11 protein-coding genes and 1 pseudogene are annotated in these 16,283 nt (G+C 66.5%); 8 read left to right on the top strand and 4 right to left on the bottom strand.

The window, feature by feature from the left end; all coding sequences use genetic code 11:
* Positions 1–21 precede the first annotated feature (21 nt).
* Complete coding sequence (locus AC06E9_RS05245) at positions 22–549, top strand: 3-hydroxyanthranilate 3,4-dioxygenase (protein WP_121037860.1); 528 nt, start codon at positions 22–24, stop codon at positions 547–549.
* A gap of 216 nt (positions 550–765) precedes the next feature.
* On the opposite strand, the gene AC06E9_RS05240 is transcribed toward AC06E9_RS05245, so the two are convergent.
* Positions 766–999, bottom strand: coding sequence for a hypothetical protein (locus tag AC06E9_RS05240; protein ID WP_478055615.1), 234 nt, complete (start codon positions 997–999; stop codon positions 766–768).
* A 545-nt stretch (positions 1,000–1,544) separates the two neighbouring features.
* Between AC06E9_RS05240 and kynU the strand changes: the two genes are divergently transcribed.
* From kynU to AC06E9_RS05215, 5 genes are all read left to right on the top strand, one after another.
* On the top strand, positions 1,545–2,822 hold the full coding sequence (gene kynU / locus AC06E9_RS05235; protein ID WP_259261601.1) for a kynureninase: 1,278 nt from the start codon (positions 1,545–1,547) through the stop codon (positions 2,820–2,822).
* 34 nt (positions 2,823–2,856) lie between these two features.
* The gene (locus AC06E9_RS05230) at positions 2,857–4,224 is read left to right on the top strand and encodes an FAD-dependent oxidoreductase (RefSeq protein WP_282264057.1); all 1,368 of its coding nucleotides are present in this window, start codon (positions 2,857–2,859) and stop codon (positions 4,222–4,224) included.
* Complete coding sequence (gene sbcB, locus AC06E9_RS05225; RefSeq protein WP_478055614.1) at positions 4,224–5,663, top strand: exodeoxyribonuclease I; 1,440 nt, start codon at positions 4,224–4,226, stop codon at positions 5,661–5,663. Before AC06E9_RS05230 ends, sbcB begins: the two co-directional genes overlap by 1 nt.
* Positions 5,660–6,346: a DUF2461 domain-containing protein gene (locus AC06E9_RS05220; RefSeq protein WP_478049303.1), complete on the top strand. Its 687-nt coding sequence runs from the start codon at positions 5,660–5,662 to the stop codon at positions 6,344–6,346. Before sbcB ends, AC06E9_RS05220 begins: the two co-directional genes overlap by 4 nt.
* 61 nt (positions 6,347–6,407) lie before the next feature.
* Positions 6,408–6,989, top strand: a complete 582-nt coding sequence (locus tag AC06E9_RS05215; protein ID WP_282264061.1) for a DUF2939 domain-containing protein — start codon at positions 6,408–6,410, stop codon at positions 6,987–6,989.
* Between the two features lie 48 nt (positions 6,990–7,037).
* Here AC06E9_RS05215 and AC06E9_RS05210 read toward each other — a convergent pair whose 3' ends face one another.
* The 3 genes and pseudogenes from AC06E9_RS05210 to AC06E9_RS05200 all read right to left on the bottom strand — a co-directional run.
* Positions 7,038–7,985 (bottom strand): 5'-nucleotidase, encoded by a 948-nt coding sequence (locus tag AC06E9_RS05210; RefSeq protein WP_088434636.1) that lies wholly within the window; start codon positions 7,983–7,985, stop codon positions 7,038–7,040.
* A 79-nt stretch (positions 7,986–8,064) separates the two neighbouring features.
* Positions 8,065–8,835 (bottom strand): NAD kinase, encoded by a 771-nt coding sequence (locus AC06E9_RS05205; protein WP_121037882.1) that lies wholly within the window; start codon positions 8,833–8,835, stop codon positions 8,065–8,067.
* 262 nt (positions 8,836–9,097) lie between these two features.
* Positions 9,098–13,993 (bottom strand): annotated as a pseudogene (locus AC06E9_RS05200) (NAD-glutamate dehydrogenase); the annotation flags it as partial.
* A gap of 374 nt (positions 13,994–14,367) precedes the next feature.
* Between AC06E9_RS05200 and AC06E9_RS05195 the strand changes: the two are divergent.
* Entirely contained in the window at positions 14,368–14,997 is a 630-nt protein-coding gene (locus tag AC06E9_RS05195; RefSeq protein ID WP_282263817.1) for a TetR/AcrR family transcriptional regulator, read from the top strand.
* Entirely contained in the window at positions 14,997–16,274 is a 1,278-nt protein-coding gene (locus AC06E9_RS05190; RefSeq protein ID WP_478055613.1) for an efflux RND transporter periplasmic adaptor subunit, read from the top strand. Before AC06E9_RS05195 ends, AC06E9_RS05190 begins: the two co-directional genes overlap by 1 nt.
* Positions 16,275–16,283 lie beyond the last annotated feature (9 nt).

The raw sequence follows: 16,283 nt of genomic DNA, 5'->3' as shown, positions 1-16,283 counted from the left end.
TTCCTTTTACGGACATCGCCCATGCTTGCCTCGCCCATCAATCTGCTCGGCTGGATCGAAGAACACCGGCATCTGTTGAAACCGCCGGTCGGCAACAAGATGATCGAGAACGGCGATTTCATCGTGATGGTGGTCGGCGGCCCGAACAGCCGCACGGATTTCCATTACGACGAGGGCCCGGAGTGGTTCTATCAGCTTGAAGGGGAGATGACGCTGAAGGTGCAGGAGGATGGCGCGGTGCGCGACATTCCCATCCGCGCGGGCGAGATCTTCCTGTTGCCGGGCGGTGTGCCACATTCGCCGCGCCGCCCGCCGGGCGGTGTGGGCCTGGTGGTGGAGCGCAAGCGGCTGGCGCATGAGCGCGATGGGCTGATGTGGTTCTGCGAGCGGTGCAATCACAAGTTGTACGAGGAGTTTTTCGCACTGGAGAACATCGAGACGGATCTGCCGAAGGTGTTCGACCGCTATCACTCGTCGCTGGAGTTGCGCACGTGCGATGCGTGCGGACACGTGGATCCGTTGCCTGCGAAGGTCGCTGTTGAGGGGTGATGGCTTGGAAGCTTGGAAGCTTGGAAGCTTGAAAGCTTGAAAGCCAGCCGTTGAGTGGACTGGGAGTGGGCCGGCGGGGGCGGGTTTCCTGGACCCGCCGCAAGTACGTCCATGTAGGCTCGTAGTGCGGCATCCATGCCGCACACGGTCCCGGAAACCCACCCCCACCGACCCATCCACACTTCGCGGTGCGCATGGAAAAGAGCAACGCTGGAGCTAGCGCGGCCTCTGCTGCTTCTGCTGCTTCTGCTGCTTCTGCTGCTTCTGCTGCTTCTGCTGCTTCTGCTGCTTCTGCTGCTTCTGCTGCTTCTGCTGCTTCTGCTGCTTCTGCTGCTTCTGCTGCTTCTGCTGCTTCTGCTGCCGTGACTGCTTCTGCTGATACTGCGCCGCAGCCTCACAAGCAAAACCAAGCTGCGCTGGTCCCAGCGCCGCCAACCTCGGCGCAGGCATGAACGACTGCGACTGCGACTGCGACTGCGATTAAGTCTGGACCAGCTCCGAAAGTTGAGCGAAGACCGGCAAATTGGGTGAGCGAGCAATACCGTTGTGTCCGATCACGGCGGACAGTGCCAAGCGTCGGCAAGTGGATGCATCGTCCACCGCTGTTGGCTCACCCGGCCTCCGCGCTCAAACTGCACCAGTGAACAGTCCAAGGCGCAGGCGCCCGCCTTTTCCCGTACGCACCGACCAATTGTCAGCGGGTCGGTGTGGGTGGGTCTGCAGGACCGTGTGCGGCATGGATGCCGCACTACGAGCCTACACGGACGTACTTGCGGCGGGTCCAGCAGACCCACCCACACCGGCCCGTACACTGGAACGTCACTCCGTACGCATTGGCTTTGGCTTTGGCTTTGGCGCTGGCGTTGGCGTTGGCTCCGGCCTCCAGCTAGAGCGCCAGCTGCCAGCCCACGCCAAATCAGCACCGCAAGCCAGATTCAGCCCACACCCCCAACACCCGGATAAACTGTCGGCTCACTGACACCGCCGGTTGCACCATGTCCGAACTCCTCAGCCGCACCCATGCCGTTGCCCTGGACGCCGCCGACCCGCTGCGCGCCCTGCGCAACGAATTCGTCTTCCCCCAGCACAACCACCGCGACCAGACCTACTTCGTCGGCAACTCGCTGGGTCTGCAGCCGCGCGGCGCACGTGCCGCCGTCCAGGAAGTCATGGATAAATGGGCCTCGCTGGCCGTCGAAGGCCACTTCACCGGCGACACCCAGTGGCTGCACTACCACCGCCTGGTGAGCGAACAGCTCGCTCGCGTGGTGGGCGCCCTGCCCAGCGAAGTCGTGGCGATGAACACCCTCAGCGTCAACCTGCACCTGATGATGGTCAGCTTCTACCGGCCCACCGCCGAGCGCCCCGTCATCCTCATGGAGGCCGGCGCCTTCCCGACGGATCGGCATGCAGTGGACTCGCAGATCCGCTTCCATGGCTTCAACCCCGATACCGATCTGATCGAGGTGCAGCCCGATGAGCCCAACGGCACGATCTCGCTGCAGGCGATCGAACGCGCGATCACCGAACACGGGCCGCGCCTGGCGCTGGTGCTGTGGCCCGGCGTGCAGTACCGCAGTGGCCAGGTGTTCGATCTGGACGCCATCACCCGCATGGCGCGTCTGCAGGGCGCCCGCGTCGGTTTCGATCTGGCGCATTCGGTCGGCAATGTGCCGCTGCAGCTGCACGATATCGCGCCGGATTTCGCCGTGTGGTGCCATTACAAGTACCTCAACGCCGGCCCGGGCGCCGTGGCCGGCTGCTTCGTGCACGAACGCCATCACCGCGATGCCACGCTGCCGCGCTTCGCCGGCTGGTGGGGCCATGAAGAAGCCACCCGCTTCAAGATGGCGCCGCAGTTCGTGCCCGCGGTCGGTGCCGAAGGCTGGCAGCTCAGCAATCCGCCGGTGCTGGGTCTGGCCCCGCTGCGCGCTGCCCTTGATGTCGTCGACAAAGCCGGTGGCATCGATGCGCTGCGGACCAAATCGCTGCGCCTGACCGGGATGCTGGATGCGCTGGTGCGTGCGCGCCTGTCCGGTGTGCTGGAGGTGCTGACGCCTTCCGAGCCGGAGCGCCGAGGCTGCCAGCTCTCGCTGCGTGTGGCCGGTGGCCGCGAGCGCGGCCGCAGCCTGTTCGAGTACCTGCAGACCGTGGGCGTGCTCGGCGACTGGCGCGAGCCCGACGTGATCCGCATCTCGCCGACACCGCTGTACAACCGCTACCTCGACCTGCACCACTTCGTCGAGGAAGTGGAAGCCTGGGCCGGTCTCTGACCCGACCGCCCTCCCCGCCCCCACGGACATCGCCTTGATCGCTACCCCCTCCCGCTCGCTGAGCATCATCGGCGCTGGCCTGGCCGGTTCATTGCTGGCCATCCTGCTGTCCCGCCAGGGCTGGCAGATCACCTTGTATGAGCGCCGCGGCGATCCGCGCGTGAGCGATTACGAGTCCGGTCGTTCGATCAATCTGGCGCTCGCCGAACGTGGCCGGCATGCGCTGCGCCAGGCCGGGGTCGAAAACGCGGTCATGGCCAAGGCGGTGATGATGCGTGGGCGCATGATTCACCCGCGCGAGGGCGAACCGCAGCTGCAGCGCTACGGGCGGGACGACAGCGAGGTGATCTGGTCGATCCATCGCAAGGACCTCAACACCACGTTGCTGCAGCTGGCCGAGGATGCCGGTGCCACCGTGCACTTCCACCGGCGCCTGCATACGGTGGACTTCGATGCGGGCTACGCACGCTTCATCGATGACCGCGACGACCAGCCGCACGATATCCGCTTCGATACCCTGATCGGGGCCGACGGTGCCGGTTCGGCGCTGCGCGCGGCGATGAACCGCAAGCAGCCGCTGGACGAGCGCATCGACTTCCTGGATCACTCCTACAAGGAGCTGGAGATCCCGCCGACCGACGATGGTGGGTTCCGGATCGAGGCCAACGCACTGCATATCTGGCCGCGCGGGCACTACATGTGCATCGCGTTGCCGAACGACGAAGGCACGTTCACGGTCACGCTGTTCCTGCCCAACGAGGGCGATCCGAGCTTTGCCACCACCAACAGCGGAGCCGAGGCCGAGGCGCTGTTCGCGCGCGACTTCCCCGATGCGCTGGCGCTTATCCCGAACCTGCGCCGCGACTGGGAGCAGCATCCGCCGGGCCTGCTCGGCACGCTGCATCTCAAGCACTGGCACATGAAGGGCCGCGCGGTGCTGATCGGCGATGCCGCGCACGCAATGGTGCCGTTCCACGGCCAAGGCATGAACTGCGCCTTCGAGGATTGCATCGCCCTGGCCGCGCATCTGCTGGAGCAGGATTCGCTGGGCGAGGCCTTCGCTGCATTCGAAGCGGACCGCAAGCCGAATGCCGAGGCGATCCAGCAGATGGCGCTGGAGAACTACCTGGAGATGCGCGACCGCGTGGCCGATCCGCAGTTCCTGCTGCAGCGCGAACTGGAACAGGCGCTGCAGGCGCGCTGGCCGACCCGCTTCGTGCCGCATTACACGATGGTCACCTTCCTGCGGACCCCGTACGCCGTTGCGCTGGCGCGCACCGAGCTGCAGCGGCGCATGCTGGAGCAAGCTACTGCCGGGCACGACAGCCTGGCGCATATCGACTGGGCCGCACTGGAGCGGCTGGTCCACGAGCAACTGCCCGTCCTGGAGGGTGCGCACTGATGGCCGACAGCTTCCTGTTCTATGACCTGGAAACCTTCGGTCAGGACCCGCGCCGCACGCGCATCGCGCAGTTCGCCGGTATCCGCACCGATGCGGATCTGAACATCCTCGAAGAACCGGTCAGCTTCTACGTCAAACCGGCCGATGATCTGCTGCCCTCGCCGATCGCGACCCTGATCACCGGCATCACCCCGCAGCACGCGCTGAGCGCCGGCGTCACCGAGGCCGAGGCGTTCGCGCGGATCAACGACCTGATGGCGCAGCCGGGCACCTGCTCGCTGGGCTACAACACGCTGCGCTTCGACGATGAGTTCGTCCGCCACGGGCTGTTCCGCAACTTCTACGACCCCTACGAGCGCGAGTGGCGCAACGGCAATTCGCGCTGGGATCTGCTGGACATGATGCGGCTGCTGCATGCGCTGCGCCCGGACGGGATTGTCTGGCCGCAGCGCGAAGACGGCGCCACCTCGTTCAAGCTCGAGCACCTGGCCACGGCCAACAACGTCCGTCAGGGCGATGCGCATGAAGCGCTGTCCGATGTGTACGCGACAATCGGCCTGGCGAAGCTGTTCAAGCAGGCCCAGCCACGGCTGTGGGACTACGCGCTGAAGCTGCGCGACAAGCGCTTCGTGGGTAGCCTGCTGGATGTGGATGCAATGCAGCCGGTGCTGCACATCTCGATGCGCTACCCCGCCCAACGCATGTGCGCCGCACCGGTACTGCCAGTGGCGCGCCATCCCTTCATCAACAACCGCATCATCGCGCTCGATCTGGACGGCGATATCGAGCCGCTGCTCGATCTGCCGCCGGAAACCATCGCCGCACGCCTGTACACCCGCGCGGCCGACATGGCCGAGGGCGAGCAGCGCGTGCCGCTCAAGGAAGTGCACCTCAACAAGGTCCCGGCGCTGGTCGCCTGGAACCATCTTCGCCCGGCCGACCATGCGCGCCTGGGTATCGACCCGGCCGCGATCGAGGCCAAGGCCGAGCGCCTGCGCCAGATCGGCCCGGCCCTGGCCGAGAAGGTCCGCCAGGTGTACTCCGGCGAGCGCACCCTGGCGCCAAGCGATGTCGATGCGTCGCTGTATGACGGCTTCCTGGCCGACGGCGACAAATCCCTGATGTCGCGCATCCGCACCAGCCCACCGGCCGAACTGGCCAGCTTCGCCGAGCGCCTGCGCGATCCGCGCATGCCCGAGCTGCTGTTCCGGTACCGCGCCCGCAACTACCCGGACACCCTGGACACCACCGAGCGCTCACGCTGGAACGACTATCGTCGCCAGCGCCTGCTCGGCGATGCATCGCTGGGCGAACAGACCCTGCCGCAGTTCACCGCGCAGCTGGATGCACTGGCCGCAGAGCATGCCGACGATGCCGGCAAGCTCGCCCTGCTGCAGCAGCTGCGCGACTGGGGCACCCACCTGCAGAGCAGCCTATGAGCACCTATTTCAGCCCGGCGACCTTCACGTTCCTGCGTGGCCTGGCCCGCAACAACGACAAGACCTGGTTCAACGAGCACAAGCCGACGTACGAAGCGCACGTCCGCCAGCCGTTCCTGCGCCTGATCACCGATCTGCAGCCGGACCTGGCCGCGGTCAGCGAGCACTTCCGGGCCGACCCGCGCACCGTGGGTGGCTCGCTGTTCCGCATCTACCGCGATGCGCGCTTTTCCAACGACAAGTCGCCCTACAAGAGCTGGCAGGGCGCGCGCCTGTTCCATGAGCGCCGCAAGCAGGTTCCAGCGCCGTCGTTCTATATCCACCTGCAGCCGGGCGAGAGCTTCGTCGGCGCGGGGCTGTGGCATCCCGAGCCGGCCACCCAGCGCAAGGTGCGGCACTTCATCGTCGACAACCCCGGCAGCTGGAAGGCCGCCGCGCATTCGCCGGTGCTGCGCAAGACGTTTGATTTCGAGGAAAGCGAAAAGCTGGTGCGGGCCCCGCGCGGGTTCGAGCCGGACTTCGAGTTCATCGACGATCTCAAGCACCGCAACTGGGTGTTCTGGCGCTCGCTGGACGACGCCACGATGACCGGCCCGCGCCTGCGCCAGACCATCGCGGCCGACCTGGTCACGCTCGCGCCCTTCGTGGATTACCTGTGCGCGGCGCTGGACCTGGAGTTCTGAACTTCACGTGCACTGACGCCCGCTGGGTCAAGCTGGGCACTATGACGACAAGGCAGACCCGATGAAGAAGCTGCTCTGGTTGCTGGTCAGCGTGCTGCTGGTGCTGGCCGGCATCGTGTTCAGCGGCCCCTACGTGACCGTGCATGGCCTCAGCCGCGCGATCGAACAGCGCGATACCGCCAAACTCGACCGTTACGTGGATTTCCCGATGCTGCGCGCCAACCTGCGCGCCCAGCTGAGCGATTACGTGGTCCGCCGCGCGGGTCCGGACATGCAGTCCAGCCTGTTTGGCGCGTTGCTGCTCTCGGCCGGCGACCGGCTCAGCGCGACCGCCGTGGACGCGCTGGTCACCCCCACCGGCATCGGTGCGCTGCTGGAGGGCCACACCCTGTGGAAGCGCGCCAGCAACGATCTGGACAGCCCCAGCAATGACGCCTATGCGGCGCCACGGCCGGCGCGGCCCCTGAAGGGCGCCACTCACCGATTCGAGTCGCTGTCGCGGTTCACCGCCACCACCTACACGCCGCAGGGCGCGCCGGTGGTCTTCATCCTGCAGCGCTCGGGGCTGCGCTGGCGGCTGGTCGATATCCGCCTGCCGCTCAATCCTGACACCACTGCGCCGTCGGTCCTGCCGATCCCGTAGGTACCGACCGTGGGTCGGTACCTGGAACCCACGCACCCCCGTGGCGCATCAACCGTCGTTGGCGACCCCGTGCGGCACGTGCCCGGCGGCCACGCTCTGGTGCTGCAGCGCGCTGTCGATGTTGTGCTGCGAATCGTCGAAGAAGATGTCCGCGCCGAAGGCTTCCAGGAACGGGCCCTTGTGCCGGCCGCCGAGGAACAGCGCTTCGTCCAGACGCACGCCCCACTCGCGCAGCGTGCGGATCACCCGCTCGTGCGCCGGCGCCGAGCGCGCCGTCACCAGCGCAGTGCGGATCGGCGCATCTTCGCCCGAGGGGAACACGGCCTGCAGCGTATGCAGCGCCGAGAGGAAGTTGCGGAACGGGCCACCGCTGAGCGGCTCACGGGCGTTCTCACGCTCATGGCGGCCGAAGGCTTCCACGCCCTGCTCGCGCGAGATGCGTTCGCTCTCATCGCCAAAGATCACCGCATCACCATCGAAGGCGATCCGCAGCTGGCCGAGCGGACGGCCCAGATCGACCTGTTCGGCCGCGGCGATGGTCTCGCCCGGCGGCTTGGGCAGGATGGTCGCGGCAGCGATCCCGTGCAGCAGCGCGCGCCGCACCGATTCGGGGTTGGCCGACAGGAACAGATCGGTGCCGAACGGCTTCACATACGGCCAGGTCGGCTCGCCCGCGGTGAAGGTCGCGCGGATGATGCCCAGGTCGTAGTGCTGGATCGAATTGAAGATGCGCAGGCCGGTATCGGCCGAGTTGCGCGACAGCAGGATCACTTCCACCCGCGGCTGTTCCGGTGACTGGCCCTGGTTGAGCGCGAGCAGCTTTCGCACCACCGGGAAGGCCACGCCGGGGCGCAGCACATCATCTTCGTGCTTGCGCTGGTACTCGGCGTAGGCATCGACGCCTTCGGCCTCGAACAGCGCGTGCCCCTCTTCCAGATCGAACAGGGCCCGCGACGTCACGGCAACGGTCAGCAAACGGGGGGTGTTGTCGCCCATGGCAATCAGCAATCCAATGCGGCCGCAGCGGCCGGCCAGCCATTCTCCCACAGAGCATGGCCGCCACGGCCGTGCGCCGTCAGAACATGAACTGCTCGCTCAGGATCCGGTCTTCCAGATTGTGCTCCGGGTCGAACAGCATGGTGACGCGGCGTTCGCGCGATTCACGGATGGTCACTTCCACCACATCGCGGGTTTCATGCGAATCGGCGGTGACGCTGACCGGGCGCTTGTAGGGGTCGAGAACGCGGAACCGCACTTCGGTGTCGGCCTTGAGGATCGCCCCGCGCCAGCGGCGCGGACGGTACGGCGCCAACGGGGTCAGCGCGATCGTGTGCGAGCCCAGCGGAAGGATCGGGCCATGCGCGGAATAGTTGTACGCCGTGCTGCCGGCAGGCGTGGCGACCAGCACCCCGTCGCCGATCAGCTCGGCCACGCGTTCCTGGCCGTTGAGGTCGATGCCGATATGCGCGGCCTGGCGGGTCTGGCGCAGCAGCGAGACGTCGTTGTAGGCCAGCGACCCGGTGGTGGTGCCGGACTCGGTCAGGGCCAGCATCTCCAGCGGCCGCAGGTTGGCCGGCTCGGCGGCCGCCAGGCGCGCGGGCAGATCGTCATCACGGAACTGGTTCATCAGGAACCCGACCGTGCCCAGCTTCATGCCGAACACGGGCCGATCCAGCGCGCCGTAGCGATGCAGGGTCTGCAGCAGGAAGCCATCACCGCCCAACGGGCACAGCACCTCGGCCTGCTCGGGCGCGTAGTCGCCGTAGCGGGCCCGCATCTGTGCCAGGGCGAGCTGCGCCGCTTCGGTGGAACTGGCCAGGAAGGCGATACGGGGGGTGTCGCTCATCGGTGAATCCGGGTGGGGTATGCCGGCAAGAGCATAACCGTTCGTGCCGGTCGCGGGCCGGCACGAACGGAAACGAAAACGGCCCCGCCGAAGCGGAGCCGTGTGTTTCTCATGCAATGCCGTTACCGGCCCCCGCCCATCCCTCTGGAGCAGAGCCCCCCTGAGTCAGGGGGGCGCGCCGAAGGCGCGGGGGTCTGGAAGCATCGTTTGCATGGGCCCCACGGTTTGCAAAGCAAACCGTGGGGCGTCAGCGCGAATGCGCTTACGCACCATGCGAGGCCAGCTGACCCAGGCGCTGCACCGCGACCGAGACGGTCGGGTAGTCCAGGGTCTTCTGCTCGGCCAGCTCGGCCAGCATCGCCAGGGTGAAGCGCAGGCTGCTGTCATCGCGCCCCATCCAGGCGGCGACCTTGGCTTCGGCGCTGCTGCCCTTCATCGACAGGACCTGGGCAGCCAGGTTGCGATGGTGGGCGGCCAGCTCGTCGCGCAGCACGCCACGGGCCACGGCGTGCCAGCGGCCGTTGACCTCCAGCGCGTCGATCTGTTCGAACAGCCACGGCAGCTGCAGGGCGTCGCCCAGGCGGAAGTGGACCTTGGAGACGTCCACCGGCTTGAGCTTGCGGGTGCGGGCCAGCTCGATGATGTCGAACGCCGGCTCCAGGAACTGCAGTTCCGAGAGCTGCTGCGACAACGCCGGCGGCAGGCCCTTGTCCTTCCACTCCTGCACGCTGGCCTCGTAGGCCGGGCGCTGCGAATCGGGCAGCACGCCCGACGCGTCGCGGATGTCGTTGAAGGCAGCCTGGTAGCGGTTGACCGCTTCGGTGATGCCCGGCATGGCGCCCGGGCGCGAGAGCAGCCAGCGCACGAACGAACGCTGCAGCTTCCAGATCACTTCCAGCGCGTCGATCTGCACCGACTCAGGCAACGTGCCGTCGAGGGCGTCGATCTGTGCCCACAGGGCGCGTGCATCCAGCGTTTCACGGCTGATCGTGTACGCCTTGGCGACCTCGGCCACGGTGCGGCCTGTGTCTTCCTGCATGCGCATCAGGAAGGTGGCGCCCATGCGGTTGATGGTCTGGTTGGTCACGGCCGTGGCGATGATTTCGCGCTTCAGGCGGTGACGCTCCATCGCATCGGCGTACTTCTTCTGCAGCGGCGTCGGGAAGTAGCGCTGCAGCTCCTTGGACAGGTAGGGATCTTCCGGAATGTCCGACTCGAGCAGCTGCTGGAAGGCCACCAGCTTGGAGTAGGACAACAGCACCGACAGTTCCGGACGGGTCAGGCCCTGGCCACGCGCCTTGCGTGCGGACAGTTCCGCATCCGAGGGCAGGTACTCGATCTGGCGATCCAGCAGGCCCTGCTGTTCCAGGGTGCGGATGAAGTGCTGCTTGGAACCCAGGCGCTTGACCGCCATGCGTTCCATCAGGCTCAGCGCCTGGTTCTGACGGTAGTTGTCCATCAGCACCAGCGCGGCCACTTCGTCGGTCATCGAGGCCAGCAGCTTGTTGCGCTGTTCGACGGTCAACTTTTTGGCACGCACCACATCGTTGAGCAGGATCTTGATGTTGACTTCGTGATCGGAGGTGTCCACACCGGCCGAGTTGTCGATGAAGTCGGTGTTGAGCAGCACGCCGGCCTGGGCGGCTTCGATACGGCCCAGCTGGGTCATGCCCAGGTTGCCGCCCTCGCCCACCACCTTGCAGCGCAGCTCGCCGCCATTGACGCGCAGCGCGTTGTTGGCGCGGTCGCCGACATCGCTGTGCTGCTCGCTGGCCGCCTTGACGTAGGTACCGATGCCGCCGTTCCACAACAGATCGACCGGCGCCTTGAGGATCGCGCTCATCAGATCGTTCGGGGTCATCGACTTGATGCCCTCGTCCAGGCCGAGCACCTCACGCACCTGCGGGGTGATCTCGATCGACTTCAGCGTACGCGGGTACACGCCGCCGCCCTTGCTGATCAGCTTGGCATCGTAATCGGCCCAGCTGGAGCGCGGCACGGTGAACAGACGCTCGCGCTCGACGAAGGTCGTGGCCGCATCCGGGTTCGGGTCCAGGAAGATGTGGCGGTGATCGAATGCAGCCACCAGGCGGATGTGGCGCGACAACAGCATGCCGTTGCCGAACACGTCGCCGGACATGTCGCCCACGCCGACCGCGGTGAAGTCCTGGCTCTGGCTGTCACGGCCCAGCGCACGGAAGTGGCGCTTGACCGACTCCCACGCGCCACGTGCGGTGATGCCCATGCCCTTGTGGTCGTAACCGACCGAGCCACCGGAGGCGAACGCATCGCCCATCCAGAAGCCGTGCGCCACGGCCAGGCCGTTGGCGATGTCGGAGAAGGTCGCGGTGCCCTTGTCGGCGGCCACCACCAGGTACGGGTCGTCCATGTCGTGGCGGACCACGTCCACCGGCGGCACGATCTTGTTGTTGACGATGTTGTCGGTGATGTCCAGCAGGCCCTGGATGAACAGCTTGTAGCAGGCCACGCCGTTGGCGAACACCGCATCACGGTCACCGTTGACCGGCGGCATCTTGGCGAAGAAGCCGCCCTTCGCGCCGACCGGCACGATCACGGTGTTCTTGACCATCTGTGCCTTGACCAGGCCCAGCACCTCGGTACGGAAATCTTCGCGACGGTCCGACCAGCGCAGGCCGCCACGGGCGACGGCACCGAAACGCAGGTGGGTACCTTCCACGCGCGGGCCGTACACGAAGATTTCGCGGTACGGGCGCGGCTTGGGCAGGTCCGGCACCAGCGCCGAATCGAACTTGAAGCTGATGACGTGGCCCGGGCGGCCCTCGGCATCGGTCTGGTAGTAGCTGGTGCGCAGGGTCGCATCGATCACGCCCATGAAGCTGCGCAGGATGCGGTCTTCATCGAGGCTGGAGACGCGGTCCATCAGCTTGAGCAGCGCATCGCGCGCGGCGTCCATCTGCACGGTGCGGTCGCCCTTGCGCGCATCGACCACGGTCTTGAGCACTTTCAGGGTGGCTTCGTCACCGCCGGCGAGCACGGTCAGGTGCGCGCGCAGCTGGGCCTGGCCCTCGGCGATCGCGTCCTTGCTCTCGTGGCCGGTGGCCGGATCGAAGCGGGCTTCGAACAACTCCACCAGCAGGCGGGCCAGCAGCGGGTAACGGGTGAAGGTGCCTTCCACATAGGCCTGCGAGAACGGCACGCCGGTCTGCAGCAGGTACTTGCAGTAGCCACGCAGCATCGCCACCTGGCGCCAGTGCAGGCCGGCGGCGAGCACGAGGCGGTTGAAGCCGTCGTTCTCGGCATCGCCGTGCCACACGCGGGCGAAGGTTTCACCGAAGGCGGCATCAACGCTCGGCGCATCGATCGCACCGGCCACCGATTCCACTTCGAAGTCCTGCACATACACCGGGGCGTTATCGACCGTCAGACGGTACGGACGCTCGGCGATGACACGCAGGCCCATGTTTTCCATCATCGGCAGCGCATCGGACAGCGGAATATCGTCCAACTGGCGATACAGCTTCAGGCGCAGGCCATCGCCGCCTTCGCGCTGCACGGCCTGCAGGCTCAGGCGCAGATCGTCCGGGCCGGTCAGCGCATCCAGCTGGCTGACGTCATTGGCGGCGATCTCGGTGCTGGAGTCTTCGATGTAGCCGGCCGGCAACGCCTTGCCGATACGCGCCGCGATGCGCAGGCCTTCGCCCTCACCGTGACGGGCCACCAGCGCTTCGCGCAGATCGTCCTGCCAGTTGCGCAGCACCTGGGCAAGCTTCTGCTCCAGTGCGCTGGTATCCACTTCCAGGGTCTGGCCAGCCTTCGGGCGCACGATCAGGTGCACCTGGGCCAGCGGCGACTCACCGAGCACGACCGAGCTGTCCACGTACTCGCCCTGCAGGGCGTCCTTGAGCATGGCTTCGATGCGCAGGCGCACATCGGTGTTGAAGCGTTCGCGCGGCAGGTACACCAGCGCGGAGATGAAACGGCTGTACTTGTCACGGCGCAGGAACAGACGGCTGCGCACGCGCTCCTGCAGGCCCAGCACGCCCATGGCGGTGCGGAACAGTTCGTCCTCGCTGGACTGGAACAGCTCTTCGCGCGGCAGGGTTTCCAGGATGTGGCGCAGGGCCTTGCCGCTGTGGCTGCTCGGTGCCAGGCCGGACTTGCTCATCACGTATTCGTGGCGCTGGCGCACCAGCGGGATTTCCCACGGGCGGCGGTTGTACGCGCTGGAGGTGAACAGACCCAGGAAGCGCTGCTCGCCGATGATCTTGCCCTTGGCGTCGAATTCGAGCACGCCGATGTAATCCATGTAACCGGCGCGATGCACGCGCGAGCGGGCATTGGTCTTGGTCAGGATCAGCGCGTCCTTCAACCCGGTGGTGGCATTGAGGCCCTGCGCGGCGAGGGTCTTGACCGGACGTGCAGCGGACTTGTCCTGCCCGCGCATCAGGCCCAGGCCGGTGTCGTTCAACGGCGCCAGCACGTCTTCCTTGCCCTGCTTCTCGACGCGGTATTCGCGGTAACCGAAGAAGGTGAAGTGGTTGTCGGCGGCCCAGCGCAGGAACTCCTGCGCCTCAGCGCGCGAGGCGGCATCGACGGGCAGCTGGCGGCTGCCGAGGTCGTCGGCCAGGCTCTGCGCCTTGGCACGCATCGCGTCCCAATCGCGGACGATGGCACGCACCTCGTCCAGCGCCTTGATGATCGCCTTCTCAACGTCGGCCATCGCCTCGGCCGGCTGGCGGTCGATCTCCAGCAGCATCACCGATTCGGCGGTGCCGTCGCTGACACCGGTCAGCTTGCCGGCCTTGTCACGCGCGAAACGGATCACCGGGTGACCCAGCACGTGCACGCCGACGCCATGCTCGGCCAGCGACATCGTGACGGTGTCGACCAGGAACGGCATATCGTCGTTGACGATCTGCAGCACCGTGTGCGGCGACTCCCACCCGTTGCTCTTCAGCGTCGGGTTGAACACGCGGACGTTGGCCTTGCCGGACTTGCGCACGCGCGCAAATTCCAGCGTGTCCGCTGCCAGTGCAGCCCACTCCTCGGCGCTGTGGTGCGGGAACTCGTCCGCCTCCATGCGCTTGTAGAAGTCGGCGGCAAAAGCCACTGCCTCGGCCTGCCCGGCCGACGGGTAGCGCTTGCGCAAGGCCGTGTACACCGGCTCCAGCGAGAAGCCCACTGGCGAAACAGTCTGCGTATCGGCTGGTTTGGATTTGTTTTTCACGGTCTTGGCTGCTGGTTTCTGCGGTTTCATGACGGAGCGGTGCGTGTTGCTCAGTTGGGAAAATGAAATTGTAGGCCTACCGCACAGAAATACCTTGCTGCAGGACGGAATAAGGTGATTCGGGTTGGGTCCCGTTTACATCGCCACCGTCAGTTCGGACGGGTACGGATCAACGCATCGGGGTTTCATCCGACGCAGCATCGGCCGCTTCGGTTGCAACTTGACGTTGGTCATCAAACGCGACGGAAAGACAAGGCTTCTACAATTCTGAACTGGACGGTATAGTCCACCCCGTGACTCCCCCACCCCCCGCCGCCAGCGCCATGGACGCGCGCGATCATCGCGTGTTCGATGCTGTGCGCGAACTGCTGGCCAGCCACGGCATGCAATTGAGCATGGACGCCGTGGCCCAGCACGCGGGCTGCTCCAAGCAGACGCTCTACAGCCGCTACGGCAGCAAGCAGGAACTGCTGCGCCGGGTGATGCAGCGGCATGTCTGCCGCGCGACCGCCGGGCTGCGCTCACTCGACGGTGATGACCTGCGTGGCAGCCTGCTGCAGTTCGCCAACGACTACCTGGACCATTTCAACCAGCCGCATGTGGTCCAGGCCCGAAGGCTGATCGCGACAGAATCCAGCCAGTTCCCCCAGGAAGCCCGTACCCTCTATCAGGACGGCGCCGGGGCCCTGGCGCTTCATGTATCTGAATGGCTGGCAACACGCTCTGCCCGGGGCCAATTGAGGCATGACGACCCGCACTTCATGGCTGAACTGCTATTGAGCATGATCGCCGGCTTGGATGTCGAAAAACAGCGCTTCCATATCCCCCATCGCGCTGACGCCGCCGTGCGCCGCCGCTGGGCAGAATTCTCCGTTGACAGCTTCCTGCGCGCGTTCGCCGCGCCCGAAGCCGCCACGGCTTCGTATTCAAACCAACACCGGAGCTTCTCCTGATGATCGCCCCACTCCGCACCCTTGCCCTGACGTGCGCAGTCGCCCTTGCGTTGACCGCCTGCAAGAAGGAAGAGCAGCAGGCCCCGCCGCCGCCGGAGGTGGGCGTGATCGAGGCCAAGCCGCAGACCCTGCCGTTGCAGCGTGAACTGGTCGGCCGCCTTTCGCCGTTCCGCAGTGCCGACGTCCGGGCCCGCGTGCCGGGCGTGCTGCTCAAGCGCGTCTATCAGGAAGGCTCGGATGTGAAGGAAGGCCAGGTGCTGTTCCTGATCGATCCAGCCCCCCTGCGTGCCTCGCTCAATGCTGCGCAGGCCGAACTGGCCTCGGCCCAGGCCACCGCCGCCAATGCCAAGGCCGCTGCCAACCGCGCCCGCTCGCTGGCGCCGCAGGCCTACGTCTCCAAGTCCGACCTGGATGCAGCCGAAGCCACCGAGCGCACTGCCGCTGCCGCCGTGCAGCAGGCCCAGGCCTCGCTGGCCAGCGCGAAGATCAACCTCGGCTATGCCGAAGTGCGCTCGCCGATCAGCGGCCGCGCTGGCAAGCAGCAGGTCACTGAAGGTGCGCTGGTTGGCCAGGGCGATGTGACCCTGCTGACCACCGTGGATCAGCTCGACCCGCTGTACGTGAACTTCTCGATGAGCGTGGATGAGCTGACCCAGATGCGCGCGGCCCAGGCCAAGGGCGCACTGGCCCTTAGTGGTGACGGCAAGTCCACCGTGCAGGTGAAGCTGGCTGACGGCACCGTCTACGACCAGCCGGGCACACTGGATTTCTCCTCGACCACGGTCGACCCGGCCACCGGCGCGGTCTCGCTGCGCGCGGTGCTGCCCAACCCGCAGCAGATCCTGCTGCCGGGTGCCTTCGTCAGCTTCCAGGCGACCCTGGGTGAGCGCAACAACGCCTACCTGGTGCCCCTGCAGGCGCTGCAGCGCGACACCACCGGCGGCTACGTGCTGGTGGTGGGCAAGGACGGCAAGGTTGCCCGCAAGAATGTGAAGAGCGAAGGCCAGCAGGGCAGCAACTGGCTGGTCAGCGGCGGTCTGGATGCGGGCGATCAGGTCATCGTCGCCGGCGTGCAGAAGGTCAAGGAAGGCGAACCGGCCAAGGCTGCCCCGTGGAACCCGGCTGCCGGCAACGGCAATGGCCAGGCGCCGGCGGGTGCTGCTCCGGCAGGTGCTGCTCCGGCGGCTGCCGCCAAGCCCGATGCCGCGGCCGCCCCGGCTGATGCCGCCGCCGCAAAGTCCGACGCCGCTCCGGCTGCCGAACCGAACAAGCAATAACGGGAATCC

The organism is Stenotrophomonas sp. Steno-Z10-BAI, assembly GCF_056393115.1.
The sequence above is the reverse complement of the archived record's forward strand: the minus strand, read 5'-3'. Positions and strand labels throughout refer to the sequence as shown.

Excerpts from the sequence above, each read along its gene's own strand:
- AC06E9_RS05245 (WP_121037860.1), top strand. The coding sequence starts at position 22 with ATGCTTGCCTCGCCCATCAATCTGCTCGGCTGGATCGAAGAACACCGG.
- AC06E9_RS05240 (WP_478055615.1), bottom strand. The coding sequence starts at position 999 with ATGCCTGCGCCGAGGTTGGCGGCGCTGGGACCAGCGCAGCTTGGTTTT.
- kynU (WP_259261601.1), top strand. The coding sequence starts at position 1,545 with ATGTCCGAACTCCTCAGCCGCACCCATGCCGTTGCCCTGGACGCCGCC.
- sbcB (WP_478055614.1), top strand. The coding sequence starts at position 4,224 with ATGGCCGACAGCTTCCTGTTCTATGACCTGGAAACCTTCGGTCAGGAC.
- AC06E9_RS05220 (WP_478049303.1), top strand. The coding sequence starts at position 5,660 with ATGAGCACCTATTTCAGCCCGGCGACCTTCACGTTCCTGCGTGGCCTG.
- AC06E9_RS05215 (WP_282264061.1), top strand. The coding sequence starts at position 6,408 with ATGAAGAAGCTGCTCTGGTTGCTGGTCAGCGTGCTGCTGGTGCTGGCC.
- AC06E9_RS05210 (WP_088434636.1), bottom strand. The coding sequence starts at position 7,985 with ATGGGCGACAACACCCCCCGTTTGCTGACCGTTGCCGTGACGTCGCGG.
- AC06E9_RS05205 (WP_121037882.1), bottom strand. The coding sequence starts at position 8,835 with ATGAGCGACACCCCCCGTATCGCCTTCCTGGCCAGTTCCACCGAAGCG.
- AC06E9_RS05195 (WP_282263817.1), top strand. The coding sequence starts at position 14,368 with ATGGACGCGCGCGATCATCGCGTGTTCGATGCTGTGCGCGAACTGCTG.
- AC06E9_RS05190 (WP_478055613.1), top strand. The coding sequence starts at position 14,997 with ATGATCGCCCCACTCCGCACCCTTGCCCTGACGTGCGCAGTCGCCCTT.